A 22,521-nucleotide genomic window follows, 5' to 3' on the forward strand; every position below is an offset into this window, starting at 1 on the left:
GTTCCGCCTTGTTGTTCGGGCCGTATGGGTGCGGGCCATCTGGTTCGGTCATCTCAACTGCTCTGGTGCCAACTTATCGGTTCCGGGCATGCCGCCACAGTCCCGCGGCGTGTTACCGAGGCTTTTTCGCCGAAACCGGCCGAGCCAGTGCTCAGGCAACCGCCATCGAGACGACCTGTGGGATGACCACTTTGGTCGCGGCGTCGATCCGCGCCACACCTGCGGCGGGCTGGACGGCATCGGCGGCCTGTTCACGGCGGGCCATGCTCTCCCCGGCGTCGGTCAGCACCCGCGACAGTGGCACGTCGAGGGCGTCGCAGATCGCGCTGAGCAGCTCGCTGGAGGCCTCCTTGCGGCCACGTTCGACCTCGGACAGGTAGCCCAGGCTGACCCGGGCCGAATCGGACACCTGACGCAGGGTGCGTCCCTGCCCGGTGCGGGTGTTGCGCAGCACGTCGCCAACCACCTCGCGCAGCAAAGCCGTCATCTGTGCCCTCCTTCGGTTGTCGGATCGGCGGGTCATTACCTGACGAACGCGCAGGACCACCGCGAAGGTTCCCGACAGGACAAAATCACTGCGCTTCGACGAGGGCACGCAGCCGTGCGATCGCCGCATTGACCGCGGCCACCCGGATGTCCCAGCGCGAGCCGGATAAGGACAACTCGACAACCTCGGTGTCGACCGGTCCGGCCAATCCCAGGAATACCGTTCCCGGCGGGTGTCCGCTGTGCGCATCGGGTCCTGCCACCCCGGTCAGGCTGACGCCCCAGGTGGCGGCGCACCGCTGCCGGGCGCCCACGGCAAGAGCCCGCGCGGTCGGCCCGGCGACCGGACCGACGGCGTCGAGCACCTGCGGCGCAACGCCGGCCAGCCAGATCTTCGTGTCCTCGGTGTAGGTGATCAGCCCGCCGTGCAGCACCGCACTGGAGCCCGGGACTCCGGCCAGCGTGGCCGCCAGCAGGCCGGCGGTCAACGATTCCGCGGTGGCCACACTCTGGCCGTGAACGGTCAGGTCGGCGACGAGTGCCCGCGCGTCGTCAGTTACCAGCGGGTCGTCCACGGGAATCCCTGATCGCCGAAATCACATAGTCGGCGCCGGTGAGGATGGTCAGCGCGACCGCCGCCCACATGATCACCCACGCAACCGTCAGCCAGGTGTCCGGCCAGGCGTGCAGCGGCAGCACGAACAATCCGATCGCGACCGCCTGCACCAGCGTCTTGAGCTTGCCGCCGCGGCTGGCCGGGATGACACCGTGACGCAGCACCGCGAAGCGCAGCACCGTGATTCCGATCTCACGCAGCAGCACCACTGCGGTGATCCACCACGGCAGATCCCCCAGCATGGACAGGCCGATGAGCGCCGCCCCGATCAGTGCCTTGTCGGCGATCGGGTCGGCCAAGGTGCCGAATTCGGTCACCATGCCGTAGCTGCGCGCCAGGGCCCCGTCGAACCGGTCGGTGATCACCGCCACCGCAAACACGGTGAAAGCAGCAATCCGCCAGAACGTTTCATGACCGTCGCCGACAAAGAGGAGCACCAGAAAAACAGGGACGAGCACCATGCGCACACCCGTGAGCACATTGGCGAGATTCGCTATCCGGGCACGAGGCACCACCGGATCGGTAGAAGGGTGGCCCGGCACCGCAACAGAATATAGGTTGCCGAAACCGATATTCTTCCAGCTGTGAACCCAGGCAGTGCGCCGGCGGAGAAACGGCCCGTGGTGCGCCGCGCCAGAACCTCCGACGTCCCCGACATCAAGCGACTGGTGGACATCTACGCCGGCCGAATCCTGCTCGAGAAGAATCTGGTGACTCTGTACGAAGCCGTCCAGGAATTCTGGGTGGTCGAGCTCGACGGCGAACTCGTCGGGTGCGGCGCGCTGCACGTGCTGTGGGCCGACCTCGGCGAGGTGCGCACGGTGGCGGTGCATCCCAAGGTCAGGGGCTCGGGTGTGGGGCATGTACTCGTCGAACAGTTACTGGATGTGGCACGTGATCTGCGCCTGGAGCGGATCTTCGTGCTCACCTTCGAGATCGACTTCTTCAGCCGTCACGGTTTCGACGAAATCGACGGCACGCCGGTGACGGCCGAGGTGTTCGAGGAGATGTGCCGCTCCTACGACACCGGCGTGGCCGAATTCCTCGACCTGTCCTTCGTCAAACCCAACACTCTGGGCAACACCCGAATGCTGTTGACCCTCTAACCGCCCTAACCGCGCCCTAACCGCCGAAATGGCATTCCAGCAGGCGGCTACTCGTAAAACCGCTGCCGGAATGCCGTTTCGGCGCTGGAACTCGCTGGAACTCGCTAAAAGTCAGGCTCCTCGTCGTCATCGGTGTCAGCGCCGTTGGCGTCGGCCCCGCCGCGGATCAGCGCCAGCGTGCCCGCCAGCTCGTCGGGTTTGACGAGCACCTCGCGCGCCTTGGACCCTTCGGACGGCCCGACGATCTGACGGGTCTCCATCAGGTCCATCAACCGGCCCGCCTTGGCGAAACCGACCCGCAATTTGCGCTGCAGCATCGAGGTCGAGCCGAACTGTGAGGACACCACGAGCTCGACGGCTTGCAGGAACACGTCCATGTCGTCACCGATATCGGGGTCGACGTCGGTGCGCTCCCCGCTCGGCTTGGCCTTGGTGACGCCTTCGACGAACTCCGGCTCGGCTTGGGACTTGGTGGCCTCGACGACGGCGTGGATCTCCTCGTCGGTGATGAACGCGCCCTGCATACGCAACGGCTTGTTCGCACCCATCGGCAGGAACAACCCGTCGCCCATACCGATCAGCTTCTCTGCGCCCGGCTGGTCCAAGATGACGCGACTGTCGGTCAGCGACGAGGTGGCGAACGCCAGCCGCGACGGCACGTTGGTCTTGATGAGACCGGTGACCACGTCCACGGACGGACGCTGGGTGGCCAGCACCAGGTGAATGCCTGCGGCACGGGCCTTCTGGGTGATCCGGACGATCGCGTCCTCGACGTCGCGGGGCGCGGTCATCATCAGGTCGGCGAGCTCGTCGACGATGGCCAGGATGTAGGGGTAGGGCTTGTAGACCCGTTCGCTCCCGAGCGGTGTGGAGATTTCACCGGAGCGCACCTTCTCGTTGAACACGTCGATGTGACGCACCCGGGAGGCCTGCATGTCCTGGTAGCGCTGTTCCATCTCTTCGACGAGCCAGGCCAGCGCGGCGGCGGCCTTCTTCGGCTGAGTGATGATCGGCGTGATCAGGTGCGGGATGCCCTCGTACGGCGTGAGTTCCACCATTTTCGGGTCGATCAGGATCATCCTGACCTCCTCCGGGGTGGCGCGGGCCAGCAGCGAGACGAGCATCGAGTTGACGAAGCTGGACTTACCCGAACCGGTGGAACCGGCCACCAGCAGGTGCGGCATCTTGGCCAGGTTCGCCGAGACGAAGTCGCCTTCGATGTCCTTGCCCAACCCGATCACGAGCGGGTGATGATCACGACGGGTGCTCGGTGCGGTGAGCACGTCGGCAAGGCGCACCATCTCGCGGTCGGTGTTGGGCACCTCGATGCCGACGGCGGACTTGCCCGGGATGGGCGCCAGCATGCGCACGCTCTCGGTGGCCACCGCGTAGGCGATGTTGCGCTGCAGGGCGGTGATCTTCTCGACCTTGACGCCGGGTCCCAGTTCCACTTCGTAGCGGGTGACGGTCGGTCCGCGGGTGCAGCCGGTGACGGCGGCATCGACCTTGAACTGCTGCAGCACCGAGTTGATGGAATCGGTCATCGCGTCGTTGGCGGCGGTGCGCATCTTCGGCGGGTCACCGGCAACGAGCAGGTCCAGCGGGGGCAGCACGTAGGGACCCTCGACCACGCGGTCCATGACCATGGTGTCGTCGGGCTTCTTGGGCTCCGCGGCTTTCTTGCGGCGCGCCTTGACGGCCGGTTCCGGCACGGTCGGCGCATCTTCGGCGAGCGGATAGTTGTCCATCGGCGTGCCGGCCGGCGCCTTGGGCGCCTCGATCGCGGCGGTGGGCCAGGTCTTCGCCTGGTCGTCGGCGGAGGTGGCGTCGTCGTAGTAGCCGTCGGACAGGTCGTCGTAGTCGTCGGCCGCCGCGTAGTCGTCGTCGTAGTCGTCGTCGTACTCGTCGTCGTCGCGGAACACGCGGGTGGTGAACATCGCATGCACGGTCGAGGGGACCTCGCGGATCGTCGTCCCGGTGATCAGGAGCACGCCGAACAACACGCCGATGAACAGCAACGGGGCGGCGATCCAGGGGGTGAGCCCGTCCGAAAGCGGTCCGCCGATCGCGAATCCGATGAAGCCGGCACCGTGCTGGCGTTCGACCGGCCCCTCGGGCGAGCCGGACCACAGGTGCCACAGGCCCAAGGCGGGCAGCGTGATCATGGCCGTTCCGAGGACCATCCGCGGACGTGATTCCGGGTCGGGTTCGGTCCGCATCAGCACCACCGCGACGGCAGCCAACACGATCGGCACCAACACCACCGGCCCACCGATGAGCGTGCGCAGCGCACCGTCGATCCACTGCCCGACCGGGCGGGCGGCGTCGAACCATGAACTTGCGGCCACCACGACGGCGATGCCGAGCAGCGCCAGGGCCAGCCCGTCACGCCGGTGCCCCGGCTCGATATCGCGGGCCCGACCGACCGAACGGGCCGTCGAACCGGCACCCCTGGCGACCATCAGCCAGCCGGCGCGGGCTCCTCGGCCGAGTTTCTGGCCGGCCAGGGCCACCGGCGAGGCGTGCCTGCGGCCGGCCGGCTTGCGCCGTGGCGCGGCGGGCTTCGCCGACGATCCCCGCCGGGATCCGCCCCGCGAGCTGGCCTGTGACCTGCTCGAACGCGCTCCAGATCGGGCAGCGGTCTTGTTAGCCATGCATGCAAGCCTAGTCGCAACAGCCCCACATTCACCATCTGCCACACGGGTCACAGAGTGGTATCGAATAACAACTTAGGCATACGAACCGAATCGAGGTATTTGTCGCTAGGGTGGACAACCGTCCAGCTTTGGCACTCACCGAGGAGTTCTGCACGTATGCCTGTTGTTGTCGTCGCCACCATGAAGGCCAAGCCCGAATCCGTCGACGCGGTGCGGAATGCCTGTACAGAGGCCATCGAAGCGGTGCACGACGAGCCGGGCTGCCAGCTGTATTCGCTGCACGAAGCCGACGGCACATTCGTCTTCATCGAGCAGTGGGCCGATGCCGACGCGCTCAAGACGCACAGCTCCGCGCCCGCGATCGGCGCCCTGTTCGGCACTGTCGGCGAACTCCTCGACGGGGCGCCCGACATCAAGATGCTGCAGCCCGTTGTCGCCGGAGACCCTGCCAAGGGTCAGCTCCGGTCCTGATGACCGCCAACCGCCCACTGGCAGGCAAGGTCGCGTTCATCACCGGTGCCGCGCGCGGCCAGGGGCGGGCCGAGGCGGTCCGCCTCGCCGCCGACGGCGCCGACATCATCGCGGTGGACCTGTGCGAGCAGATCGCCTCGGTCCCCTATCCCCTGGCCAGTGCCGAGGATCTGGCCGCGACGGTCAAACTCGTCGAGGACACCGGCGCCAGAATCGTGGCCCGCCAGGCCGACGTCCGCGACGAGAAGGCGCTGTCGAGCGCGCTGCAGGCCGGAGTCGATGCACTCGGCCGGCTCGACATCGTCGTCGCCAACGCCGGCATCGCGCCCATGCAGTCCGGCCCGGACGGCTGGCGCGACGTGATCGAGGTGAACCTGACCGGCGTGCACCACACCGTGGAGGCAGCGGTACCGACGATGGTCGACCAGGGTGAGGGCGGGTCGATCGTGCTGATCAGTTCGGCAGCAGGCCTGATCGGTGTCGGTGGCGGCGATCGCGGCTCGATCGGCTACACCGCCGCCAAGCACGGCGTGGTGGGCCTGATGCGCGCTTACGCCAATTACCTTGCTCCACACAGCATTCGGGTGAACTCCATTCATCCGACCGGCGTCGACACCCCGATGATCAACAACGACTTCACCCGTGCGTGGCTCAAGCATGTCGCCGAGACATCCGACGCGCCGACGGATTTCGGCAACGCCCTGCCGGTGCAGGTGGTGCAGGTCGAGGACGTCGCCAATGCGGTGGCGTGGCTGGTCTGCGATCAGGCGCGTTACGTCACCGGCGTGACCCTGCCGGTGGACGCGGGAATCGTCAACAAGGTCTGAACTAGTGCCGCTTCGGCATCGCGGCTTCCAGCACCAGCGCGCTGCGACGTTGGTGCACCGTGAGGTAGCGCAGACCGTCGGGCCCGGCGCCGAACTGCCTGCGCGAACGCTTCGGCAGCCACACCAGATCCCCAGGGGTGAGCTCCAGTTCGCCCAGCTCGGTGGTGAGCCGCCCCGATCCGTCGAGCACATGGATCAACACGTCGAGGTCCGGACCGGCGTGGGCATCGATACCCGCGTCCGGGGCCAACGCGATGATGTTGGAGTCCAGACCCCGATCACGCATCTGCAGTTTCCACACCGCACCGGTGAGGTCGGCGGCTTCCGGGTTCCGGGTGGCGGTATTGGTCAGCACCCGCGGCAGCGGGGTACCGGCCAGCTTGCCGATCCGGATGCGCCAGACCCGCGGACCCGACTCCACGTAGTCCCAGCCGTAGCTGCCCGGGTGGTCCAGTTCGAATTCGTCGCGGAGGTGCTTCGGATCGTGATTGTTGACCAATACAAAGGCACCACCGACGGGCAGGCTTTCGTAGGCCGCGAAGATCGCCGGGTGTTTGTCGGGCTTGGGTAGCGACCTGACATCGAGTTCCTGCTGCGTCATGCGCTAAAGTTTATACAAGCCATATTTGTAATAACTAGGGAGGCTGGATGAGCCGCCGCACCGACGTCCTCGATGCGCTACGGGCGAGCTCCGCACCGGTGACGATCACGCAGCTCGCCCGGTCGCTCGACGTGCATCCCAACACCGTCCGCTTTCACCTCGACGCACTGGTCGGCACCGGTCAGGTCGAGCGCGTGGAATCCGGCCCGCACCGGCCCGGGCGGCCGCCGCAACTCTTCCGTGCGGTCCACCGGATGGATCCCGGCGGACCGACCCGCTACCGGATGCTCGCCGAGATCCTCACCCGCGCGCTGGCCGATGATGCCGATCCCGAAGCCAGAGCCCTCGACATCGGACGCGGCTGGGGCCGTACCGTGGAGGCTCCCCCCGCAGACTCCGCGGTCGATTCTCTGGTGACGGTCCTCGATGAGTTCGGCTTCGCCCCAGAGCGACCCGTGACGGAACAGCTCCGCCTGCGCCACTGCCCGTTTCTCGGAATCGCCGAAAACAACTCGGCGGTGGTGTGTCCCATCCACCTGGGGCTCATGCAGGGGGCGCTGGAAAACTGGCAGGCCCCGGTCACCGTCGATCGCCTGGAGCCGTTCGTCGAACCCGACCTGTGCCTGGCGCATCTCACCGCCACCGAAGACAACTCATGAGCGCTGCCCCGGCCGTCGTCGTCGCCATCACGTTCTGCTGGCTCGGCATGGTGCTGGCGATCTCGTTTCTCGAGGCTCCGCTCAAGTTCCGCGCGCCCGGCGTCACGCTGCAGATCGGTCTCGGCATCGGCCGGCTGGTGTTCCGTGCCCTGAATGCCACCGAAGTCGTCTTCGCCGCCGTCATTGTCGTCGCCCTCGCGCTCGGCGGCACATCGGTGGGAGTGGTGGTGGCGTTCGCTGTGGCCATCGTTGCGTTGGTGGTGCAATTGCTGACCGTGCGACCGCGGTTGACCCGTCGCTCCAATGCGGTGCTGTCCGGAATCCCTGATGACGGAACAGCGAAACGCTCCCGCGTGCACTACGTCTACATCGCCCTTGAGGGTGTCAAGATCATCGCCCTCTTGGTGGGCGGGATCCTGGTGCTCGCCGGTTAGATCTCGATGACGGTCGGCACGATCATCGGCTGACGCCGGTAGGTCTCCCCCACCCACTTGCCGATCGTGCGGCGCACCGCCTGGGCGATCCTGGTCGGGTCGGTGATGTTGTCGGCAGCAAGGCTTTCCAGCTCCCGCTCCACTTTCTGCGCAACCGGCTCCAACGCCTTCGCATCCTCGGAGAACCCGCGGGAATGCAGGTGGGCGGGGCCGGCGGGCCTGCCGGTGCCCCGATGCACGACCACCGTCACGGCGATGAAACCCGAAGACAGGATGAGCCTTTCGCCCAACGTGGCGTCGCCGACGTCACCGGTGATCAGCCCGTCGACGAACATCTTGCCGACCGTCACAGCCCCGGAGATCGACGCCTTGCCCGCGATCAGGTCGACGCTGACACCGTTCTCGGCAAGCACGATGTTCTCCGCCGGCACTCCGGTGCGCTCGGCCAGCGCGGCGTTGGCGCGCAGATGCCGCCAGGTGCCGTGCACCGGCATCACATTGCGCGGCCGCACCCCGTTGTAGAGGAACAGCAGCTCACCGGAGTAGGCGTGGCCGGAAACGTGCACGCGCGCCTGGGCATTGGTGACGACGCGGGCCCCGATCTTGGCCAGCGCGTCGATCACCCCGTAGACGGCTTCTTCGTTGCCCGGAATCAGCGACGAGGACAGGATGATCAGGTCACCGGCGGTCAGCGTGATGCTGCGGTGCTCACCGCGCGACATCCGCGACAGCGCGGCCATCGGCTCGCCCTGCGTCCCGGTGGTGATCAACACCACCCGATCGGCCGGCATCATCTCAGCCGCCCCGATATCGAGGATGTCGGAGTCGTCGACCCGCAGGTAGCCCAATTCGCGGGCGATGCCCATGTTGCGCACCATGGACCGGCCGACGAACGAAACCCGCCGGCCCAGCGCCACCGCCGCGTCGATGATCTGTTGCACCCGGTCGACATTCGAGGCGAAGCAGGCCACGATCACGCGGCCGTCGGCCCCGCGGATCAGCCGGTGCAACGTCGGGCCGACCTCGCTTTCGGACGGGCTGACGCCGGGATGCTCGGCGTTGGTCGAGTCACACAGGAACAGGTCCACCCCGGCATCGCCGAGCCGCGACATGCCGGGCAGGTCGGTGGGCCTGCCGTCGAGTGGCATCTGGTCGAGCTTGATGTCCCCCGTGTGCAGCACCGTGCCCGCACCGGTGTGGATCGCCACGGCCAGGCACCCGGGAATGGAGTGGTTGACCGCGAAGTACTCACATTCGAAAACACCGTGGGTGCTGCTCTGACGTTCGCCCACCTCGACGAACACCGGTTTGATGCGGTGTTCGCGACATTTCTCGCGGACCAGCGCGATGGTGAACTTCGATCCCACCACCGGGATGTCGGGCCGCAGCTTGAGCAGGAACGGGATGGCGCCGATGTGGTCCTCGTGCGCGTGGGTGATGACGAGCGCCTCGACGTCGTCCAATCGGTGCTCGACATGGCGGAGGTCGGGCAGGATCAGGTCGACGCCGGGCTCATCGTGGCCCGGGAAAAGCACGCCGCAATCGACGATGAGCAGTCGGCCGAGATGCTCGAAAACCGTCATGTTGCGACCGATTTCGCTGATACCACCCAGCGCGGTGACCCGCAGACCACCGGGAGGCAGCGGTGCGGGCGGCGCGAGGTCGGTACTCACTATCGCAGCACCGTCGCTGCGCGCATATCGGCGGCGAGCGCGTCGATCTCGTCGGCCGAGGCAGGTAGCTGCGGCAGCCGCGGTTCACCGGCGTCGAAGCCCTGCAACCGCAGCCCCGCCTTCGACATCGTGACCCCGCCGATGCGGGTCTGCGCGGCGGCCAGCGGGCCCAGCGTGACGTTGATCTTGCGGGCGGTGGCGATGTCGCCCGAGTTGAAGGCCGTCAACATGTCGCGCAATTGGCCGGCGGCCAGATGGCCCCACACGCTGACGAACCCGACCGCGCCCATGGCCAGCCACGGCAGGTTCAGCGCGTCGTCACCGGAGTAGTACGCCAGCCCGGTCTCGGCGATGATCTGCCCGCCGCCGGGCAGGTCGCCCTTGGCGTCCTTGATCGCGACGATGTTGGGGTGGCCCGACAACGCGCGGATGGTGTCCCACGCGATCGGCACCGACGAACGCGCCGGGATGTCGTAGAGCACCACCGGCACGTCGGTGGCGTCGGCGACGGTGGTGAAGTGCGCGACCAGGCCGCGTTGCGAGGGTCGCGAGTAGTACGGGGTTACCACGAGCAGGCCGTGCGCGCCCTCGGCAGCGCAGGCCTTGGCCAGGTGCACGCTGTGCGCGGTGTCGTAGCTGCCTGCCCCGGCGATGATGCGAGCCCGGTCGCCGACGGCTTCCAGGACGACGCGCAGCAGCGTCAGCTTCTCGTCGTCGGTGGTGGTCGGCGACTCACCCGTGGTGCCCGACAGCACCAGGCCGTCACAGCCGGAGTCCACCAGCTGGCTGGCGAGCCGGCCCGCAGCGACAGTGTCGAGCGAGCCGTCCTGCTTGAACGGCGTCACCATGGCGGTCAGCATGGTGCCCAATCGGGCGGTGACGTCGATTCCGCTGGTGCTCACGGGCAACAAGATTACCTGCTCGGTCCGCGCTTCTGTCGCTGTGGCCAATGGCCGCTCCGTCACGCCTCCGTGGCCAACGGCGACGTCGCCACTTCCGTGCCGTCAGCCAGGGTCGCGATGTCGAAATCGGAGAACACCGCGGGGGCGACTTCGACGAGTTGACGCAGGCAGGCGATGGCCAGCCGGCGGATCTCGACATCGGCATGCTCACTGGCCCGCATCGCGACGAAATGCCGCCACGCCCGGTAGTTGCCGGTGACGACGATGCGGGTTTCGGTGGCATTGGGCAGCACCGCGCGGGCGGCCTGACGGGCCTGCTTGCGACGCAGCACCGCATTGGGTTGGTCGGCGAATTTCGCCTCGAGGCGGTCCAGCAACGCGGTGTACGCGGCCCGGCTGGCGTCGGCGGCCGTGGTGAAGATCTCGACAAGCTCGGGATCGTCCTCCAGGCCGGGCGGTATCACCACCTCGGAATCGCGCTCGGGCACGTAACGCTGCGAAAGCTGCGAGTAGGAGAAGTGCCGGTGCCGGATCAGCTCGTGGGTGGCCGACCGGGAGAGCCCGGTGAGGTAGAACGACACCGAGGCGTGTTCGAGCACCGAGAAGTGTCCGACATCGATGATGTGGCGAATGTAGCCGTCGTTGGTCGCCGTCCTCGGGTTGGGCTTGGACCAGCTCTGGTAACACGCCCGCCCGGCGAACTCGGTCAGTGCCTGCCCGCCGTCGGCATCGGTTTCCCACGGCACGTCGGGCGGGGCCAGGAACTCTGTCCTGGCAATCAGTTGCACGCGCAGCGGCGCGATCTCGGCCACGGGCCAACCCTACTGTTGCCTGATCAAAGAGCAGCAGGAACGTCGGTGCGGACGAAATCGTCGCCGCATCGGACCACACCGACACACCGATGTGGGATGCCGGACTGACGTCGTCATCGACGCCTTCCCCGGCGGCATTCCCACCCACGGCGGCCAACTTCACCGTCGATGGCGACCCGGCCGAGTCGCCGGCGACAACCGGGTATCCCCCAGTCGGACGACACGCGGTTCATCCCGTCAGCAGGCCGATCGGGGGACAGCATCCCGACATCAGTTGGGCGAGGCTTGGAACCATCAACAGAGGAGCAACCAAATGAGCTATCACGTAATGGATCTGGTGCGCGAGCGGGCAAACGAGCGCGACTGGGAATTGATCTTCGACAGTGGCCCGAACAACGACCAGCGCACGATCGTGTGGGAGCACCCGTGCCCGTCAGGCGCCGGGGAACCTTTCGAGTTGGAGGTCACGTTCAACGTCGACGGCCGAGTCGTACAGACCGAGAAGCGCAAGAACGGCAAATGGTGCCAGCGCACCGCGACCGCCGAGTTCGCCTCCACCAAGGTGCATCTGGAAACCCTCAGCATGATCTGAGGAATCCGCCTCGGCGTCAGTCGGTGAGCACCCCGGCCCGGCGCATCGCGGCGGAGATGTGTTCGAAGTCGATTGCGACGTGGGCGCGGGCCAACGCTTCGGCGTCATCCCCGCGCCCATCGGCGATCGCATCGACGAGCTGGTCGTGGTCATGCAGCGCGCGCAGTTCCATTTGGCGCATGGTCGCGGTCTCGCCCCACAGGTGCGCGGGTGCGCCGATGCTCACCGAGGCCTCCAGCTCCAGCAATACCTGTTTGAGGACGGCGTTGTGCGCGGCGTCCATGATCGCGAGATGCAGCGCGCCGTCGGCCTGCTGCGCGGACAACCCGCTCTCGGCGGCCCGGTATGCCTCCAGGCACTCGCGCAGCACCGCGACGTCGCGGTCTGACCGAGATTCCGCCGCGGCCCGGCAGACCGCGCCGTGCAGCCGGCAGATGGCATCGCACCGGTCCCGGAGTTCATCGATACGCATGGTCAGTGTGCGTCCCACCGCCGCGGTGGACGATTCCGGCCATTGCTGCAGTACGTAGGATCCCCCGCCACGACCCCGCCGGGTTTCGACCAGACCGAGCTCGACGAGCCTGGCCAGCGCGGCCCGCACCGCCATCCGGCCGACCCGCAGCGACCCCGCGAGGTCACGTTCTGCCGGCAACCGGGCGCCCGGCAGATACTCGCCGATCGCGATCGCTGTGACCAGCCGGTCGGTGATCTCGTCGACCCGCGACGGGGACTCGAGCTCGCGGTCCAGCAGGCCGCGCGTGCCCGTACCGCGCACCTGGGTCATCGCGTGGCCCTCCTCTTCCCCGTGCCTCCTCTTGTGGCAACACAGTATCGACATCAATTGTTAAAAACTCATTAATGGTCTTGCGGTGAGACCTTTAACGTTTCATGCTGGCCACCATGCCGAGTTCCACCCACCTGGTGCCGTTCCGCGGACACAAGACCTGGGTCCAGGTCACCACGCCCGAAATCGCACGTGACGCCGCCCTTCCGTTGTTCGTCTTGCACGGCGGTCCCGGGATGGCGCACAACTACGTCGCCAACATCGCCGCGCTGGCCGACGAAACCGGCCGCACGGTCATCCACTACGACCAGCTGGGCTGCGGCAACAGCACCCACCTGCCCGACGCGCCGCGCGACTTCTGGACCCCGGAGCTGTTTGTCGACGAGTTCGACGCGGTGCGGACCGCCCTGGGCATCGGGCAGTTCCACCTGCTCGGACAGTCCTGGGGCGGCATGTTGGGAGCCGAGATCGCGGTGCGGCGCCCGGCAGAGCTGGCGTCGTTGGCCATCTGCAACTCACCGGCGTCGATGCAACTGTGGGTGGAAGGCGCCGCCACACTGCGAGCTCAGCTGCCCGCGGAAACGCTGGCCGCGCTCGATCGCCACGAGGCGGCGGGCACCGTCACCGACCCCGAGTATCTGGCCGCAACCCACGAGTTCTACCGGCGCCACGTGTGCCGCGTCGAGCCGACGCCTGCCGACTTCGCCGACAGTGAGGCACAGATGGAGGCCGAGCCGACGGTGTACCACACCATGAACGGCCCCAACGAGTTCCACGTCATCGGCACGTTGCGCAACTGGAGCATCATCGACCGGCTGTCAGCCATCACCGCACCGGTTCTGGTGGTCGCCGGCGAATACGACGAAGCCACCCCCGCCACCTGGCAGCCCTTTGTGGACCACATTCCCGACGTGCGCAGCCATGTGTTCCCTGACAGCAGTCACTGCACCCACCTGGAGAAACCCGAGGAATTCCGCGCTGTGATCGCCGACTTCCTGCACGCGCAGGATCTGGCCGCCGCCCGGGTCTGAACCCACTTCCCACCGACCCGACAGGATCGCCATGGCCACCACGTCCACCCCGCTCACCACCGGTGAGGGGCAGCGCACCCTCGAATCATTCGGCTACAAACAGGAACTCGATCGTTCCGTCTCCACTGCCGACCTGATCGTCTACGGCCTGATCTTCATGGTGCCGATCGCGCCATGGACCATCTTCGGCACCGTCTACAACAGTTCAGCGGGCATGGTCCCGCTGGTTTACCTGATCGGTGTCGTCGCGATGGTGTTCACCGCCCTGGCCTATGCCCAGATGGCCAAGTCGTTCCCGTTGGCGGGTTCGGTGTTCTCCTACGTCGGCCGCGGTATCCATCCCGGTGTCGGCTTCTTCGCAGGCTGGGCCATCCTGCTGGACTACCTGCTGATCCCGACCCTGCTCTACGTCTTCGCCGCCGAATCGATGGTAGGTCTGTTCCCCGGCACGCCACGGTGGGTCTGGGCCATCGTGTTCGTCCTGGTCAACACGATCATCAACCTGCTCGGGGTTGGGTCGCTGAAGATCGTCAACCGCGTGTTCCTCGCCATGGAACTGGTGTTCGTGGTGCTGTTCGTGATCATCGCGGTGCGTGCCATCAACGGCCAGACCCTGCCCGACATCGGGTGGAGCACGACGCCGATCTGGAACTCCGAGGCGATCAGCGCGCCACTGATCGCCGCCGCATTGTCGATCGCGGTGCTGAGTTTCCTCGGCTTCGACGGCATCTCGACACTCGCTGAGGAATCTACTGGTAAGAAGAATCCGGCCGGGCGCGCGATGATCACCGCCCTGTTCGTGGTCGGGTTCCTGTTCATCACCCAGACCTGGCTGGCCAGCCTGCTCGCCGGCGGCCGGGAATCGTTCAGCGACGACGAGGCGGGCAACGCCTTCTTCCTACTGGTGCAGGCCGCGTCGAGCACCGGCTGGATGAACGCGTTCTTCGTCGTCAACGTGCTTGCCGTCGGGTTCGCGAACGCCATGGCGGCCCAGGCTGCCACCAGCCGGTTGCTGTATTCGATGAGCCGCGACCGTCAACTGCCTGCGTTCCTGTCCACCATCAGCTCACGCAAGGTGCCGATCGCCGCGATCCTGGTGGTCAGCGCCTTGAGCCTGGTGCTGGTGCTGTTCTTCGTCGGGCAGATCGGATTGATCTCCTCCTTGGTGAACTTCGGCGCGCTGTTCGGCTTCTGTCTGCTGCACGTCTCGGTGGCCTGGTACTACCTGGTGCGCAAGAAGTCGAGGAATTACCTGCTGCACCTGGCGGTGCCGCTGATCGGCTTCCTGATCATCGGTTACGTCTTGTTCAACGCCGATGCGCTGGCGAAGATCGGCGGTATCGTGTGGCTGGTCATCGGCGCGATCGTGTTCGCCACCAACGTCTTCCGAGGCCGTGGCGTGCCTGATCTGGCGGAGGAACCCGCCGCTTAGCAGGTGGTTACGCGGTGCGTCCGATGAGGTAATCGGAGCCGCCGACGTAGACGATTCCCGGATGGTAGGGCGACTGGGCCGCGCCGACGATTGCCGTGGCGAACTCGTCGACGGTCGGTAGCGGTGCATGGCTGCGACGAGCATCGACGACGGTGGGGTCGCGACACTCAAGGAGCCTGACGATGATCGTTCCGTCGATCATGTCGCCGGATACCACGGTGAAATGGACGCGGCGTTTGTCGAACTCGTGCCGCATGCCGTACAGCGCCGTCTCGCCGGCCCGCTTGCTCGCGGCGATCGGTCCATAGCCCTTCGGCACCGCCTTGTTGGGATAGAAATGCGCCTGGTGGCTGGTGACGAACACGATGCGGCCTCCGGCCGGCATGAGGGGCAGGGCCAGTTCGACGAGGCGGCGTTGGGCATCGCGGTTGAGCCGCATCGCGTAGCCGGGATCGGCCCCGCGTTCCAGGCCACCGGACGCATTGAGCACCAACACATCCAGCCGGCCGTGACGCCTGCCGATCTCGGCGATCATCGCGGCGGTGGCGGCTTCGTCTGAGATATCCCCCGCGATGGTCGAGGCGGCTCCCCCGGCGGCCCGGATGTCGTCGGCGACAGCGTCCGCCCGCTTGGCCTTTTCGCGGTAGTTCACGATGACGTGGGTGCCGGCAGCGCCGAGTTGACGTGCAACCTCGGCGCCAATGCCACGGGATGCACCGGTCACCAAGGCGATGTGTGGGTCGTGCATATCGGGTCCTTTCGCCGATCGCAACGGCGAAGTATCCGACTGCTCCGCCGTGCGAGCCGTATAGGGCCCAACCGTACACCGAATTTAAGAAAAATAAGAGATATTTAAGGTAACGATGAGGTAGCGGTGCTATCCCAAAACGGCCCGCAACGCCCCCACCAGGTCGCCCGCATCCCCGACCGTCACATCGTCGACGTCCAACCAGGACGCCATCGAGCGCAGCTGCACGGCCAGCGCGGCCGCAACCCGCGACGGGTCCTGACCGTCCTCGGTGAACGCCCCCACCACACGCAGTGCGGTGTCCGTGCGTTTGAGGTCGACCCGCCCGACGAGTTCCCCATCGAGCAAAAATGGCCACACGTAGTAGCCGAACCGGCGCTTCGCCGCAGGCGTGTAGATCTCGATGCGGTAGTGGAAATCGAAAAGCCGCTCGACGCGGGGCCGGAAGAAGATCAGCGGATCGAACGGGCACAGCAGCGCCGTCCCCCGGTCTCGGCGCGGAATCGTTTGCCCCGCCCGAAGATAAGCGGGGGTACCGTCGATTTCCACCGGCTCCAGTTCGCCATCGGCGACCAGCTTGGCGATCGCGGGTTTGACCTGCTTGGCCGCGAGCCGGAAATAGTCGCGAATGTCGGCCTCGGTGCCGACGCCGAGCGCAGTCGCGGCGCGCAGTGTCAACTCCCGGACAGCCTCGTCGTCGTCCACCTCGCGAGCCAGCACCTCGGCAGGCAACACGTTCTCGGTGAGGTCGTAGTGCCGGGCGAAGCCGACGCGCGTGGCCGTCGTCAAGACACCGGAGGCGAACAGCGCCTCCGCCACCCACTTGGTGTCGCTGCGGTCCCACCACGGGCCCTTACGACCGCGCGGTTCGGACTCCAGATGCGCCTCGATCTGGCCGGCGGTCGACGGGCCGACGTCGGCCACCACGGCGACGATGTCCGCGGCCAGTTTGGTGTTGTTCTTGACAATCTCCGTGCCCCACCGCCCATGGGTGTACTCGCGCATGCGCCAGCGCAGCAACGGCCAGTCATCGACAGCCATCAGCGCCGCCTCGTGCGCCCAGTACTCCACCAGCAACCGCGGCGACCGCGCGGTGTGTGCCCAGGCTGCCCGCTCCAGGATGCCGCGGTCATACGGCCCGAGCCTGCTGAACACCGGGGCATAGTGCGCCCGGACCGCCACCGAAACGGAATCCAGCTGCAGCACCTGAATCCGGGAGATCAGCCGCCGCAGGTGCGCGCGTGTCACGGCACCCGCCGGTTTGGGTTCATGAAACCCCTGGGCGGCGACGGCGATGCGACGGGCTTGCGCAGTTGTGAGGGTAGCCACCCTGCCATCGTTCCCTAACCCACCGACAAACCGGCCCGGCGTGTGTAGCTGCAGAACCGGTAGCGCAACCCCGAGCGGCTGGTGAGCCACTCCCCCATGGTCACCGACCAGGACGAGTCGAGCGTCGGTGCCACCGCATCCCGGTCACCGGGCGCAAGTTCGACGTCGATCTCGGTGACCTCGCAGCGATCGGCCAGCGGCAGCGTCAGGGCATAGATCTGTGCGCCGCCGATGACCCAACCGTGCAGGTCGTCGGGCAGTTCGGTGACCACCTCTGCACCCTCGGCCTGATATCCGGCGTCGTGCGTCACCACGACATTGCGCCGGCCCGGCAGGGGCCGAACGCTGCCCGGCAACGATTCCCACGTCAGCCGGCCCATCACCACGGTCTGCCCGAGGGTGAGTTCCTTGAACCGGGCCTGGTCCTCGGGTAGCCGCCACGGGATGCCACCGTCGCGGCCGATGACACCGGCGCTGGACTGCGCCCAGATCAGCCCGACGCTCATACAGCGACGGGGGCTTTGATTGCCGGATGCGGATCGTAGTTCACAATCGCGACATCCTCGTAGGTGTAATCGAAGATCGAATCACGCGGTGCCAGAACAAGTTCGGGGTACGGCCGGGGCTCCCGGCCAAGTTGCAACGCCACCTGCTCGACGTGGTTGTCGTAGATGTGGCAGTCGCCGCCGGTCCAGACGAACTCGCCGACCTCCAGACCGGCCTGCGCAGCCATCATGTGCGTCAGCAACGCGTAACTCGCAATGTTGAACGGCACGCCGAGGAACAGGTCCGCGCTGCGCTGATACAGCTGGCAGGACAGTCTGCCGTCGGCCACATAGAACTGGAAGAACGCATGGCACGGCGGCAGCGCCATCTGCGGGATCTCCCCCACGTTCCACGCCGACACGATGTTGCGACGCGAGTCCGGATCGCGCTTGAGCATGTCCAGCGCGCCCGCGACCTGGTCTATGTGCTCACCCGACGGGGTCGGCCACGATCGCCACTGCACGCCGTATATAGGCCCCAGATCACCTGTCTCGCTGGCCCATTCATCCCAGATCGTGACCCCGTGCTCCTGCAGCCAGCGGACGTTGGAATCCCCCCGCAGGAACCACAGCAGCTCGTAGATCACCGACTTGGTGTGCACCTTCTTGGTGGTGATCAAGGGAAAGCCCTCGGCCAGGTCGTAACGCATCTGATGGCCGAACAGGCTCCGCGTGCCGGTGCCGGTGCGGTCGGATTTCGGCGTCCCACGTTCGGTCACCAGGCGGAGCAGATCCTCGTAAGGCGTCGCGATCGGCACTCACCCAGCTTACGGGCAGCGGTAAGAGTAGAACGGAAGCCATGCCCATCATCAAGGACACCATCACCACGCCCGACGGCGCCTGCCCCGTCACCCTGGCCACTCCGGACGGTACCGGCCCGTGGCCGGGCGTTGTCATGTATCCCGACGCGGGCGGCGCCCGCGCCACGTTCGACGATATGGCCGCGCAGTTGGCCGATGAGGGCTACGCGGTGCTGGTGCCCGACATCTATTACCGCGACGCAGGCTGGAAGCCGTTCGAGATGGCGACCGTGTTCAGCGACCAGAGCGAGCGCACCCGGCTGTTCTCGATGATCCAGAAGGTGACCCCCGACATCATGGCCGCCGACGCGGCGGTGTTCTTCGACTATCTCCAGGCCCGCCCCGAAGTCGTCGGCGAGAAATTCGGCACCACCGGGTACTGCATGGGCGGGCGCACGTCGCTGGTCGTCGCCGGACGCGTGCCTGATCGCGTAGCGGCCGCGATGTCCTTCCACGGCGGCGGGCTGGCCTCCGACGATCCGGGCAGCCCCCATCTCTTGGCGGACAAGATCCAGGCCGCGGTGTACGTCGGCGGCGCGGAAGGTGACGCGTCCTTCACCCCCGCCCAGGCCGAAACCCTGGACAAGGCCCTCACCGCCGCCGGTGTCGAACACACCATCGAAACCTATGCCGCCGGGCACGGTTTCGCGGTGCCCGACAACGCGCCCTACGACGCGACCGCTGCCCAACAGCACTGGGAGGCCATGGAGAGCTTCTTCGGCGCCAGGCTGGGCTAGACGGGTTTCGCCGACCCGGCCGTCGCGGGCCGGCGGCCGGTAGGCGACGATTGACGCCGTGTACGACCAGACCGGCAATCAACCGGACCCCAGCGCGGCGCCCGGATTCCGTATCGACCCCGTCCTGGCGCGGAGCTGGCTGCTCGTGAACGGCGCGCAGTACGAGCGTTTCGGCCCGGCGGCGCATTCCCGCGCCGACATCGTTCTGCTCGACATCGAGGACGCGGTCGCACCCAAGGACAAGGAAGCCGCGCGCGAGCACGTGACGCGGTGGCTCGGCGAGGGCAACACCGACTGGGTGCGGGTCAACGGTTTCGGCACCCCCTGGTGGGCCGACGACCTCGAGATGCTCTCCGGTACTTCGGTCGGCGGGATCATGCTGGCCATGGTCGAATCCGTCGACCACGTCACCGAGACCGCCAACCGGCTGCCCAATGTGCCGATCGTGGCGCTGGTGGAGACCGCGCGCGGGCTGGAGCGGATCACCGAGATCGCCGCGGCCAAGGGGACGTTCCGGCTGGCTTTCGGCATCGGTGATTTCCGCCGCGACACCGGGTTCGGCGACAATCCGGCGACGTTGGCCTACGCCCGCTCGAGGTTCACGATCGCCGCCAAGGCGGCCCACCTGCCCAGCGCGATCGACGGCCCCACTGTGGGCTCCAGCGCACTGCGACTGTCGGAGGCGACCGCGGTATCCGCCGAGTTCGGCATGACCGGCAAGATCTGTCTGACCCCCGACCAGTGCCCCACCATCAACGAGGGGCTTTCGCCGTCACAGGACGAGATCAGCTGGGCCAGAGAGTTCTTCGCCGAATTCCAGCGCGACGGTGGCGAAATCCGCAATGGCTCAGACCTGCCGCGCATCGCGCGCGCCAACAAGATTCTCGATCTGGCCAAGGCCTACGGCATTCACGAAACCGATTTCAGCGACGATCCCGACCACGTGCCCGCGCCGTCGGACACCTATCACTACTGATCGTCGTTGCGGTGCAGGAACGTACGCACCGCCCGTAACACCCCACGGCCCGCGTACACGCCCGCAGCCACCGACAGCACGATCATCGCGATGAACATCACCGTCCAGTTGGCGCGACTGTGGCTGACGTTCCACCAGATGAAGGTGAACAGCAGGGCACAGATGAACACCACGATGTCGCGCCAGTTTCCGCCGTACGACATCGCCGCCTGGCGTAGTTCGCGGCTTCGCTCTCCGGCCGTGATCAGTTCGTCGATGCGCGTATCGATGCTGGCCTGCAGCCGCTCTCGCCGCTCGACCTGCTCGGCCGGGATCCGGTCCAGCAGATCCATGTCCTTGGCGATCAACGCCCGCACGTCCGGTGGTTTGAGATTGCCTGCGACGACACCCAACATGGCGCCACCGGCGATGGGAGCCGCACCCAACGCGAGTTCGGCGATTCCTGGCATCCGTCCCCCTCTGTCACTCCATCAGCGTTGCGGCGAGCGTGCCGCCCAACTCGTACGCGCGCTCGCGGATCCCGGCCTCGAGAGCTCCGGTGACCTCCAGCACGTCGGCCGCCTTGGCCAGCGCGAGTCCGGTGGCAATGCCGTCCACCGCGCGCACCGCCCCGGCAGTGTCATTGTTGCCGTGTACCCATAATCCATACGGCCGACCGGCCACATGGTCAAGGCTCGGGTAGTACACGGTGTCGAAGAAGTGTTTGAGCGCACCGCTCATGTAGCCAAAATTGGCTGTGGTGCCGAACAGATACCCATCGGCGTCCAACATGTCCGGGATGGTTGCCGCAAGTGCCGGGCGGACGAGTACCTCCACCCCGGTGACGTCGGGGTCACGCGTCCCGCCCAGCACCGCTTCAAGCAGCTCCCTGGTTGCCGGCGACGGCGTGTGATGTACCACCAGGAGCGTCTTGCTCATCGTCAGCCCCTGGCCTGTTCCTGCATCCGCACGGCGGTGCGCATGGTGTCGCGGGCGCGGCTGCGGTCACCGGCGTAGTCGTAAGCGCGGGCCAGCCGATACCAGCGCACCCAGTTGTCGGGGTCTTGTTCGAGCTCACTTTTCACGGTCACGAACAGCGCGTCCGCGGCGTCGCGTTCGATGCGTCCGGACGGCCTGCGCGGCAGCGCACTGACGTCGAGCTCCAACCCCTGTTCGCGGGCCAGGCGGGCGAGCCGCTGATGCGCCAGCCCCGCCCGCAACGTGGCGACCAGAACCCAGACGCCGATCAACGGGAAGACCAGCAGAGCGAGTCCCAGTCCGATCGCCGCCGGCCGGCCCGAGGTGATGAACACCAGTGCGGCGCGGCCAAGCATGAGGAAGTAGGCGATCAGCGCCAGGCACATGAAGCCGATCAGCAGTTGGATGCGCAGCGACCGCGCGCTGTCTGTCACGACAGATCGAGCAGCGGCTCAATGCCGATCGTGAGCCCTGGACGCTCGTGCACCTTGCGCACGGCCAGCAGCACGCCGGGCACAAACGAGCTGCGGTCGAGGCTGTCGTGACGGATGGTCAGTGTCTCGCCCTGCGTGCCGAAGAGCACCTCCTGATGGGCGATCAGACCGGCCAGCCGCACGGAGTGCACCCGCACCCCGTCGACATCAGCGCCGCGTGCACCTTCCAGCCCGGTACTGGTGGCATCGGGGTTCGGCGGCAGCCCTTTTCGGGCCTCGGCGATGAGTTTGGCGGTACGTGCCGCAGTGCCCGACGGCGCATCCGCCTTGTGCGGGTGGTGCAATTCGATGACCTCGACGGATTCGAAAAATCGTGCGGCCTGTTTGGCGAAGTGCATCGAGAGGACGGCGCCGATCGCGAAGTTCGGCGCGATCAGCACCGCCGAGCCGGGCTTGTCCTTGAGCCAGCCCTCGACCTGTGCGATGCGCTCCCAGGTGAATCCGGTGGTGCCGACGACGGCGTGAATCCCGTTGTCGATCAGGAATTTCAGGTTGTCCATCACCACGTCGGGATGAGTGAAGTCGATGACCACCTGGGTCGCCGATTCGGTGAGCAGATTGAGCGCGTCACCCGCGTCGACACCGGCCGACAACGTCAGATCTTCGGCGGATTCGACCGCCTGCACCATCGTCGCGCCGACCTTGCCCTTTGCCCCAAGAACGCCAACTCGCATACCGGGGAGCCTACTGCCCGCCGCCCACCCGGCATTCGCGCTGGTCATGAAAAACCTTGGTCTTCACTGTCCCATCTCACCCGGCTCCGGACGATACTGCCAGCGATCCTAGCCAAAATCCTGCCTGAAACTTGAATGCGCACCGGCCTCAGGCGCGCGAAAGCGTCCTTCCCGCAAG

Annotated in this window: 27 protein-coding genes; 10 read left to right on the top strand and 17 right to left on the bottom strand. The window is 66.7% G+C overall.

The genetic code is table 11. The features are described from left to right. Positions 1-151 precede the first annotated feature (151 nt). The 3 genes from clgR to pgsA form a co-directional block, all read right to left on the bottom strand. Positions 152-487 (bottom strand): transcriptional regulator ClgR, encoded by a 336-nt coding sequence (gene clgR, locus M1247_RS09465; protein WP_317156015.1) that lies wholly within the window; start codon positions 485-487, stop codon positions 152-154. Positions 488-572: 85 nt separating this feature from the next. Beyond that, on the bottom strand, positions 573-1,061 hold the full coding sequence (locus M1247_RS09470; protein WP_317156016.1) for a CinA family protein: 489 nt from the start codon (positions 1,059-1,061) through the stop codon (positions 573-575). Beyond that, the gene (pgsA, locus tag M1247_RS09475; protein ID WP_317156017.1) at positions 1,039-1,644 is read right to left on the bottom strand and encodes a CDP-diacylglycerol--glycerol-3-phosphate 3-phosphatidyltransferase; all 606 of its coding nucleotides are present in this window, start codon (positions 1,642-1,644) and stop codon (positions 1,039-1,041) included. The genes M1247_RS09470 and pgsA overlap by 23 nt, the downstream gene beginning before the upstream one ends. A 42-nt stretch (positions 1,645-1,686) precedes the next feature. On the opposite strand from pgsA, the gene M1247_RS09480 reads away from it, so the two are divergent. Next, a complete protein-coding gene (locus M1247_RS09480) occupies positions 1,687-2,208 on the top strand; it encodes an amino-acid N-acetyltransferase (protein WP_317156018.1) in 522 nt (173 codons plus the stop codon). 104 nt (positions 2,209-2,312) lie between these two features. Here the strand turns inward: M1247_RS09480 and M1247_RS09485 are convergent, their stop codons facing one another. Beyond that, complete coding sequence (locus M1247_RS09485; protein WP_317156019.1) at positions 2,313-4,862, bottom strand: FtsK/SpoIIIE family DNA translocase; 2,550 nt, start codon at positions 4,860-4,862, stop codon at positions 2,313-2,315. A 159-nt stretch (positions 4,863-5,021) separates the two neighbouring features. Between M1247_RS09485 and M1247_RS09490 the strand changes: the two genes are divergently transcribed. Together M1247_RS09490 and M1247_RS09495 are read left to right on the top strand one after the other, a co-directional pair. Continuing rightward, the gene (locus M1247_RS09490) at positions 5,022-5,336 is read left to right on the top strand and encodes a putative quinol monooxygenase (RefSeq protein ID WP_317156020.1); all 315 of its coding nucleotides are present in this window, start codon (positions 5,022-5,024) and stop codon (positions 5,334-5,336) included. Then, a complete protein-coding gene (locus M1247_RS09495; RefSeq protein ID WP_317156021.1) occupies positions 5,336-6,163 on the top strand; it encodes a mycofactocin-coupled SDR family oxidoreductase in 828 nt (275 codons plus the stop codon). The genes M1247_RS09490 and M1247_RS09495 overlap by 1 nt, the downstream gene beginning before the upstream one ends. A gap of 1 nt (position 6,164) precedes the next feature. Here the strand turns inward: M1247_RS09495 and M1247_RS09500 are convergent, their stop codons facing one another. Then, positions 6,165-6,764, bottom strand: coding sequence for a DUF2249 domain-containing protein (locus M1247_RS09500; protein ID WP_317156022.1), 600 nt, complete (start codon positions 6,762-6,764; stop codon positions 6,165-6,167). 47 nt (positions 6,765-6,811) lie between these two features. Between M1247_RS09500 and M1247_RS09505 the strand changes: the two genes are divergently transcribed. Together M1247_RS09505 and M1247_RS09510 are read left to right on the top strand one after the other, a co-directional pair. Continuing rightward, complete coding sequence (locus M1247_RS09505; RefSeq protein ID WP_317156023.1) at positions 6,812-7,423, top strand: helix-turn-helix transcriptional regulator; 612 nt, start codon at positions 6,812-6,814, stop codon at positions 7,421-7,423. Beyond that, positions 7,420-7,857 (top strand): hypothetical protein, encoded by a 438-nt coding sequence (locus tag M1247_RS09510; protein ID WP_317156024.1) that lies wholly within the window; start codon positions 7,420-7,422, stop codon positions 7,855-7,857. Before M1247_RS09505 ends, M1247_RS09510 begins: the two co-directional genes overlap by 4 nt. Here M1247_RS09510 and M1247_RS09515 read toward each other — a convergent pair. From M1247_RS09515 to thyX, 3 genes are read right to left on the bottom strand one after another with little or no spacing between them, the layout of a single operon-like run. Further along, complete coding sequence (locus M1247_RS09515; RefSeq protein ID WP_317156025.1) at positions 7,854-9,530, bottom strand: ribonuclease J; 1,677 nt, start codon at positions 9,528-9,530, stop codon at positions 7,854-7,856. The two genes, M1247_RS09510 and M1247_RS09515, sit on opposite strands and share 4 nt — an antisense overlap. Then, entirely contained in the window at positions 9,530-10,438 is a 909-nt protein-coding gene (dapA, locus tag M1247_RS09520) for a 4-hydroxy-tetrahydrodipicolinate synthase (protein ID WP_458695208.1), read from the bottom strand. The genes M1247_RS09515 and dapA overlap by 1 nt, the downstream gene beginning before the upstream one ends. Before the next feature lie 53 nt (positions 10,439-10,491). After that, a complete protein-coding gene (gene thyX, locus M1247_RS09525) occupies positions 10,492-11,244 on the bottom strand; it encodes an FAD-dependent thymidylate synthase (protein ID WP_317156027.1) in 753 nt (250 codons plus the stop codon). A gap of 313 nt (positions 11,245-11,557) precedes the next feature. Here thyX and M1247_RS09530 point away from each other — a divergent pair, with 313 nt between their 5' ends. Further along, complete coding sequence (locus tag M1247_RS09530) at positions 11,558-11,836, top strand: hypothetical protein (RefSeq protein ID WP_317156028.1); 279 nt, start codon at positions 11,558-11,560, stop codon at positions 11,834-11,836. Positions 11,837-11,852: 16 nt separating this feature from the next. Here M1247_RS09530 and M1247_RS09535 read toward each other — a convergent pair whose 3' ends face one another. Beyond that, a complete protein-coding gene (locus tag M1247_RS09535; RefSeq protein ID WP_317156029.1) occupies positions 11,853-12,620 on the bottom strand; it encodes a FadR/GntR family transcriptional regulator in 768 nt (255 codons plus the stop codon). A 104-nt stretch (positions 12,621-12,724) separates the two neighbouring features. Between M1247_RS09535 and M1247_RS09540 the strand changes: the two genes are divergently transcribed. After that, positions 12,725-13,651: a proline iminopeptidase-family hydrolase gene (locus M1247_RS09540; RefSeq protein ID WP_317156030.1), complete on the top strand. Its 927-nt coding sequence runs from the start codon at positions 12,725-12,727 to the stop codon at positions 13,649-13,651. 31 nt (positions 13,652-13,682) lie between these two features. Next, positions 13,683-15,083 (top strand): APC family permease, encoded by a 1,401-nt coding sequence (locus M1247_RS09545; RefSeq protein ID WP_317156031.1) that lies wholly within the window; start codon positions 13,683-13,685, stop codon positions 15,081-15,083. A gap of 7 nt (positions 15,084-15,090) precedes the next feature. Here the strand turns inward: M1247_RS09545 and M1247_RS09550 are convergent, their stop codons facing one another. From M1247_RS09550 to M1247_RS09565, 4 genes are all read right to left on the bottom strand, one after another. Next, on the bottom strand, positions 15,091-15,831 hold the full coding sequence (locus M1247_RS09550) for an SDR family oxidoreductase (protein ID WP_317156032.1): 741 nt from the start codon (positions 15,829-15,831) through the stop codon (positions 15,091-15,093). Positions 15,832-15,960: 129 nt separating this feature from the next. Beyond that, positions 15,961-17,160 carry a winged helix-turn-helix domain-containing protein gene (locus M1247_RS09555; protein ID WP_317156033.1) on the bottom strand — a complete coding sequence of 400 codons (1,200 nt, stop codon included), beginning with the start codon at positions 17,158-17,160 and terminating at the stop codon, positions 15,961-15,963. 14 nt (positions 17,161-17,174) lie between these two features. After that, positions 17,175-17,666 (bottom strand): dihydrofolate reductase, encoded by a 492-nt coding sequence (locus tag M1247_RS09560; protein WP_317156034.1) that lies wholly within the window; start codon positions 17,664-17,666, stop codon positions 17,175-17,177. After that, the gene (locus M1247_RS09565) at positions 17,663-18,463 is read right to left on the bottom strand and encodes a thymidylate synthase (RefSeq protein WP_317156035.1); all 801 of its coding nucleotides are present in this window, start codon (positions 18,461-18,463) and stop codon (positions 17,663-17,665) included. Before M1247_RS09565 ends, M1247_RS09560 begins: the two co-directional genes overlap by 4 nt. A gap of 41 nt (positions 18,464-18,504) precedes the next feature. On the opposite strand from M1247_RS09565, the gene M1247_RS09570 reads away from it, so the two are divergent. Then, positions 18,505-19,242, top strand: a complete 738-nt coding sequence (locus tag M1247_RS09570; RefSeq protein WP_317156036.1) for a dienelactone hydrolase family protein — start codon at positions 18,505-18,507, stop codon at positions 19,240-19,242. 58 nt (positions 19,243-19,300) lie between these two features. Beyond that, a complete protein-coding gene (locus M1247_RS09575; protein WP_458695203.1) occupies positions 19,301-20,218 on the top strand; it encodes an HpcH/HpaI aldolase/citrate lyase family protein in 918 nt (305 codons plus the stop codon). Here M1247_RS09575 and M1247_RS09580 read toward each other — a convergent pair. Genes M1247_RS09580 through dapB form a run of 4 tightly spaced genes read right to left on the bottom strand, consistent with a single transcriptional unit; the run spans position 20,212 to position 22,343 of the window. Then, positions 20,212-20,667 (bottom strand): hypothetical protein, encoded by a 456-nt coding sequence (locus M1247_RS09580; RefSeq protein ID WP_317156037.1) that lies wholly within the window; start codon positions 20,665-20,667, stop codon positions 20,212-20,214. The two genes, M1247_RS09575 and M1247_RS09580, sit on opposite strands and share 7 nt — an antisense overlap. Positions 20,668-20,680: 13 nt before the next feature. Next, complete coding sequence (locus tag M1247_RS09585; RefSeq protein ID WP_317156038.1) at positions 20,681-21,136, bottom strand: flavodoxin family protein; 456 nt, start codon at positions 21,134-21,136, stop codon at positions 20,681-20,683. 2 nt (positions 21,137-21,138) lie between these two features. Further along, positions 21,139-21,609: a hypothetical protein gene (locus tag M1247_RS09590; protein ID WP_317156039.1), complete on the bottom strand. Its 471-nt coding sequence runs from the start codon at positions 21,607-21,609 to the stop codon at positions 21,139-21,141. Beyond that, positions 21,606-22,343 carry a 4-hydroxy-tetrahydrodipicolinate reductase gene (dapB, locus tag M1247_RS09595; protein ID WP_317156189.1) on the bottom strand — a complete coding sequence of 246 codons (738 nt, stop codon included), beginning with the start codon at positions 22,341-22,343 and terminating at the stop codon, positions 21,606-21,608. Before dapB ends, M1247_RS09590 begins: the two co-directional genes overlap by 4 nt. Positions 22,344-22,521 lie beyond the last annotated feature (178 nt).

It is taken from the genome of Mycobacterium appelbergii (assembly GCF_032883035.1).
Lineage (GTDB): Bacteria > Actinomycetota > Actinomycetes > Mycobacteriales > Mycobacteriaceae > Mycobacterium > Mycobacterium appelbergii.

Coding starts and splice junctions, on each gene's coding strand:
- M1247_RS09495 (WP_317156021.1), top strand. CDS start 5,336: ATGACCGCCAACCGCCCACTGGCAGGCAAGGTCGCGTTCATCACCGGT.
- M1247_RS09490 (WP_317156020.1), top strand. CDS start 5,022: ATGCCTGTTGTTGTCGTCGCCACCATGAAGGCCAAGCCCGAATCCGTC.
- M1247_RS09530 (WP_317156028.1), top strand. CDS start 11,558: ATGAGCTATCACGTAATGGATCTGGTGCGCGAGCGGGCAAACGAGCGC.
- M1247_RS09550 (WP_317156032.1), bottom strand. CDS start 15,831: ATGCACGACCCACACATCGCCTTGGTGACCGGTGCATCCCGTGGCATT.
- M1247_RS09500 (WP_317156022.1), bottom strand. CDS start 6,764: ATGACGCAGCAGGAACTCGATGTCAGGTCGCTACCCAAGCCCGACAAA.
- M1247_RS09585 (WP_317156038.1), bottom strand. CDS start 21,136: ATGAGCAAGACGCTCCTGGTGGTACATCACACGCCGTCGCCGGCAACC.
- M1247_RS09570 (WP_317156036.1), top strand. CDS start 18,505: ATGCCCATCATCAAGGACACCATCACCACGCCCGACGGCGCCTGCCCC.
- M1247_RS09510 (WP_317156024.1), top strand. CDS start 7,420: ATGAGCGCTGCCCCGGCCGTCGTCGTCGCCATCACGTTCTGCTGGCTC.
- clgR (WP_317156015.1), bottom strand. CDS start 487: ATGACGGCTTTGCTGCGCGAGGTGGTTGGCGACGTGCTGCGCAACACC.
- M1247_RS09540 (WP_317156030.1), top strand. CDS start 12,725: ATGCTGGCCACCATGCCGAGTTCCACCCACCTGGTGCCGTTCCGCGGA.
- dapB (WP_317156189.1), bottom strand. CDS start 22,343: ATGCGAGTTGGCGTTCTTGGGGCAAAGGGCAAGGTCGGCGCGACGATG.
- M1247_RS09545 (WP_317156031.1), top strand. CDS start 13,683: ATGGCCACCACGTCCACCCCGCTCACCACCGGTGAGGGGCAGCGCACC.
- M1247_RS09485 (WP_317156019.1), bottom strand. CDS start 4,862: ATGGCTAACAAGACCGCTGCCCGATCTGGAGCGCGTTCGAGCAGGTCA.
- M1247_RS09580 (WP_317156037.1), bottom strand. CDS start 20,667: ATGCCAGGAATCGCCGAACTCGCGTTGGGTGCGGCTCCCATCGCCGGT.
- M1247_RS09505 (WP_317156023.1), top strand. CDS start 6,812: ATGAGCCGCCGCACCGACGTCCTCGATGCGCTACGGGCGAGCTCCGCA.
- M1247_RS09560 (WP_317156034.1), bottom strand. CDS start 17,666: ATGAGCGTCGGGCTGATCTGGGCGCAGTCCAGCGCCGGTGTCATCGGC.
- M1247_RS09535 (WP_317156029.1), bottom strand. CDS start 12,620: ATGACCCAGGTGCGCGGTACGGGCACGCGCGGCCTGCTGGACCGCGAG.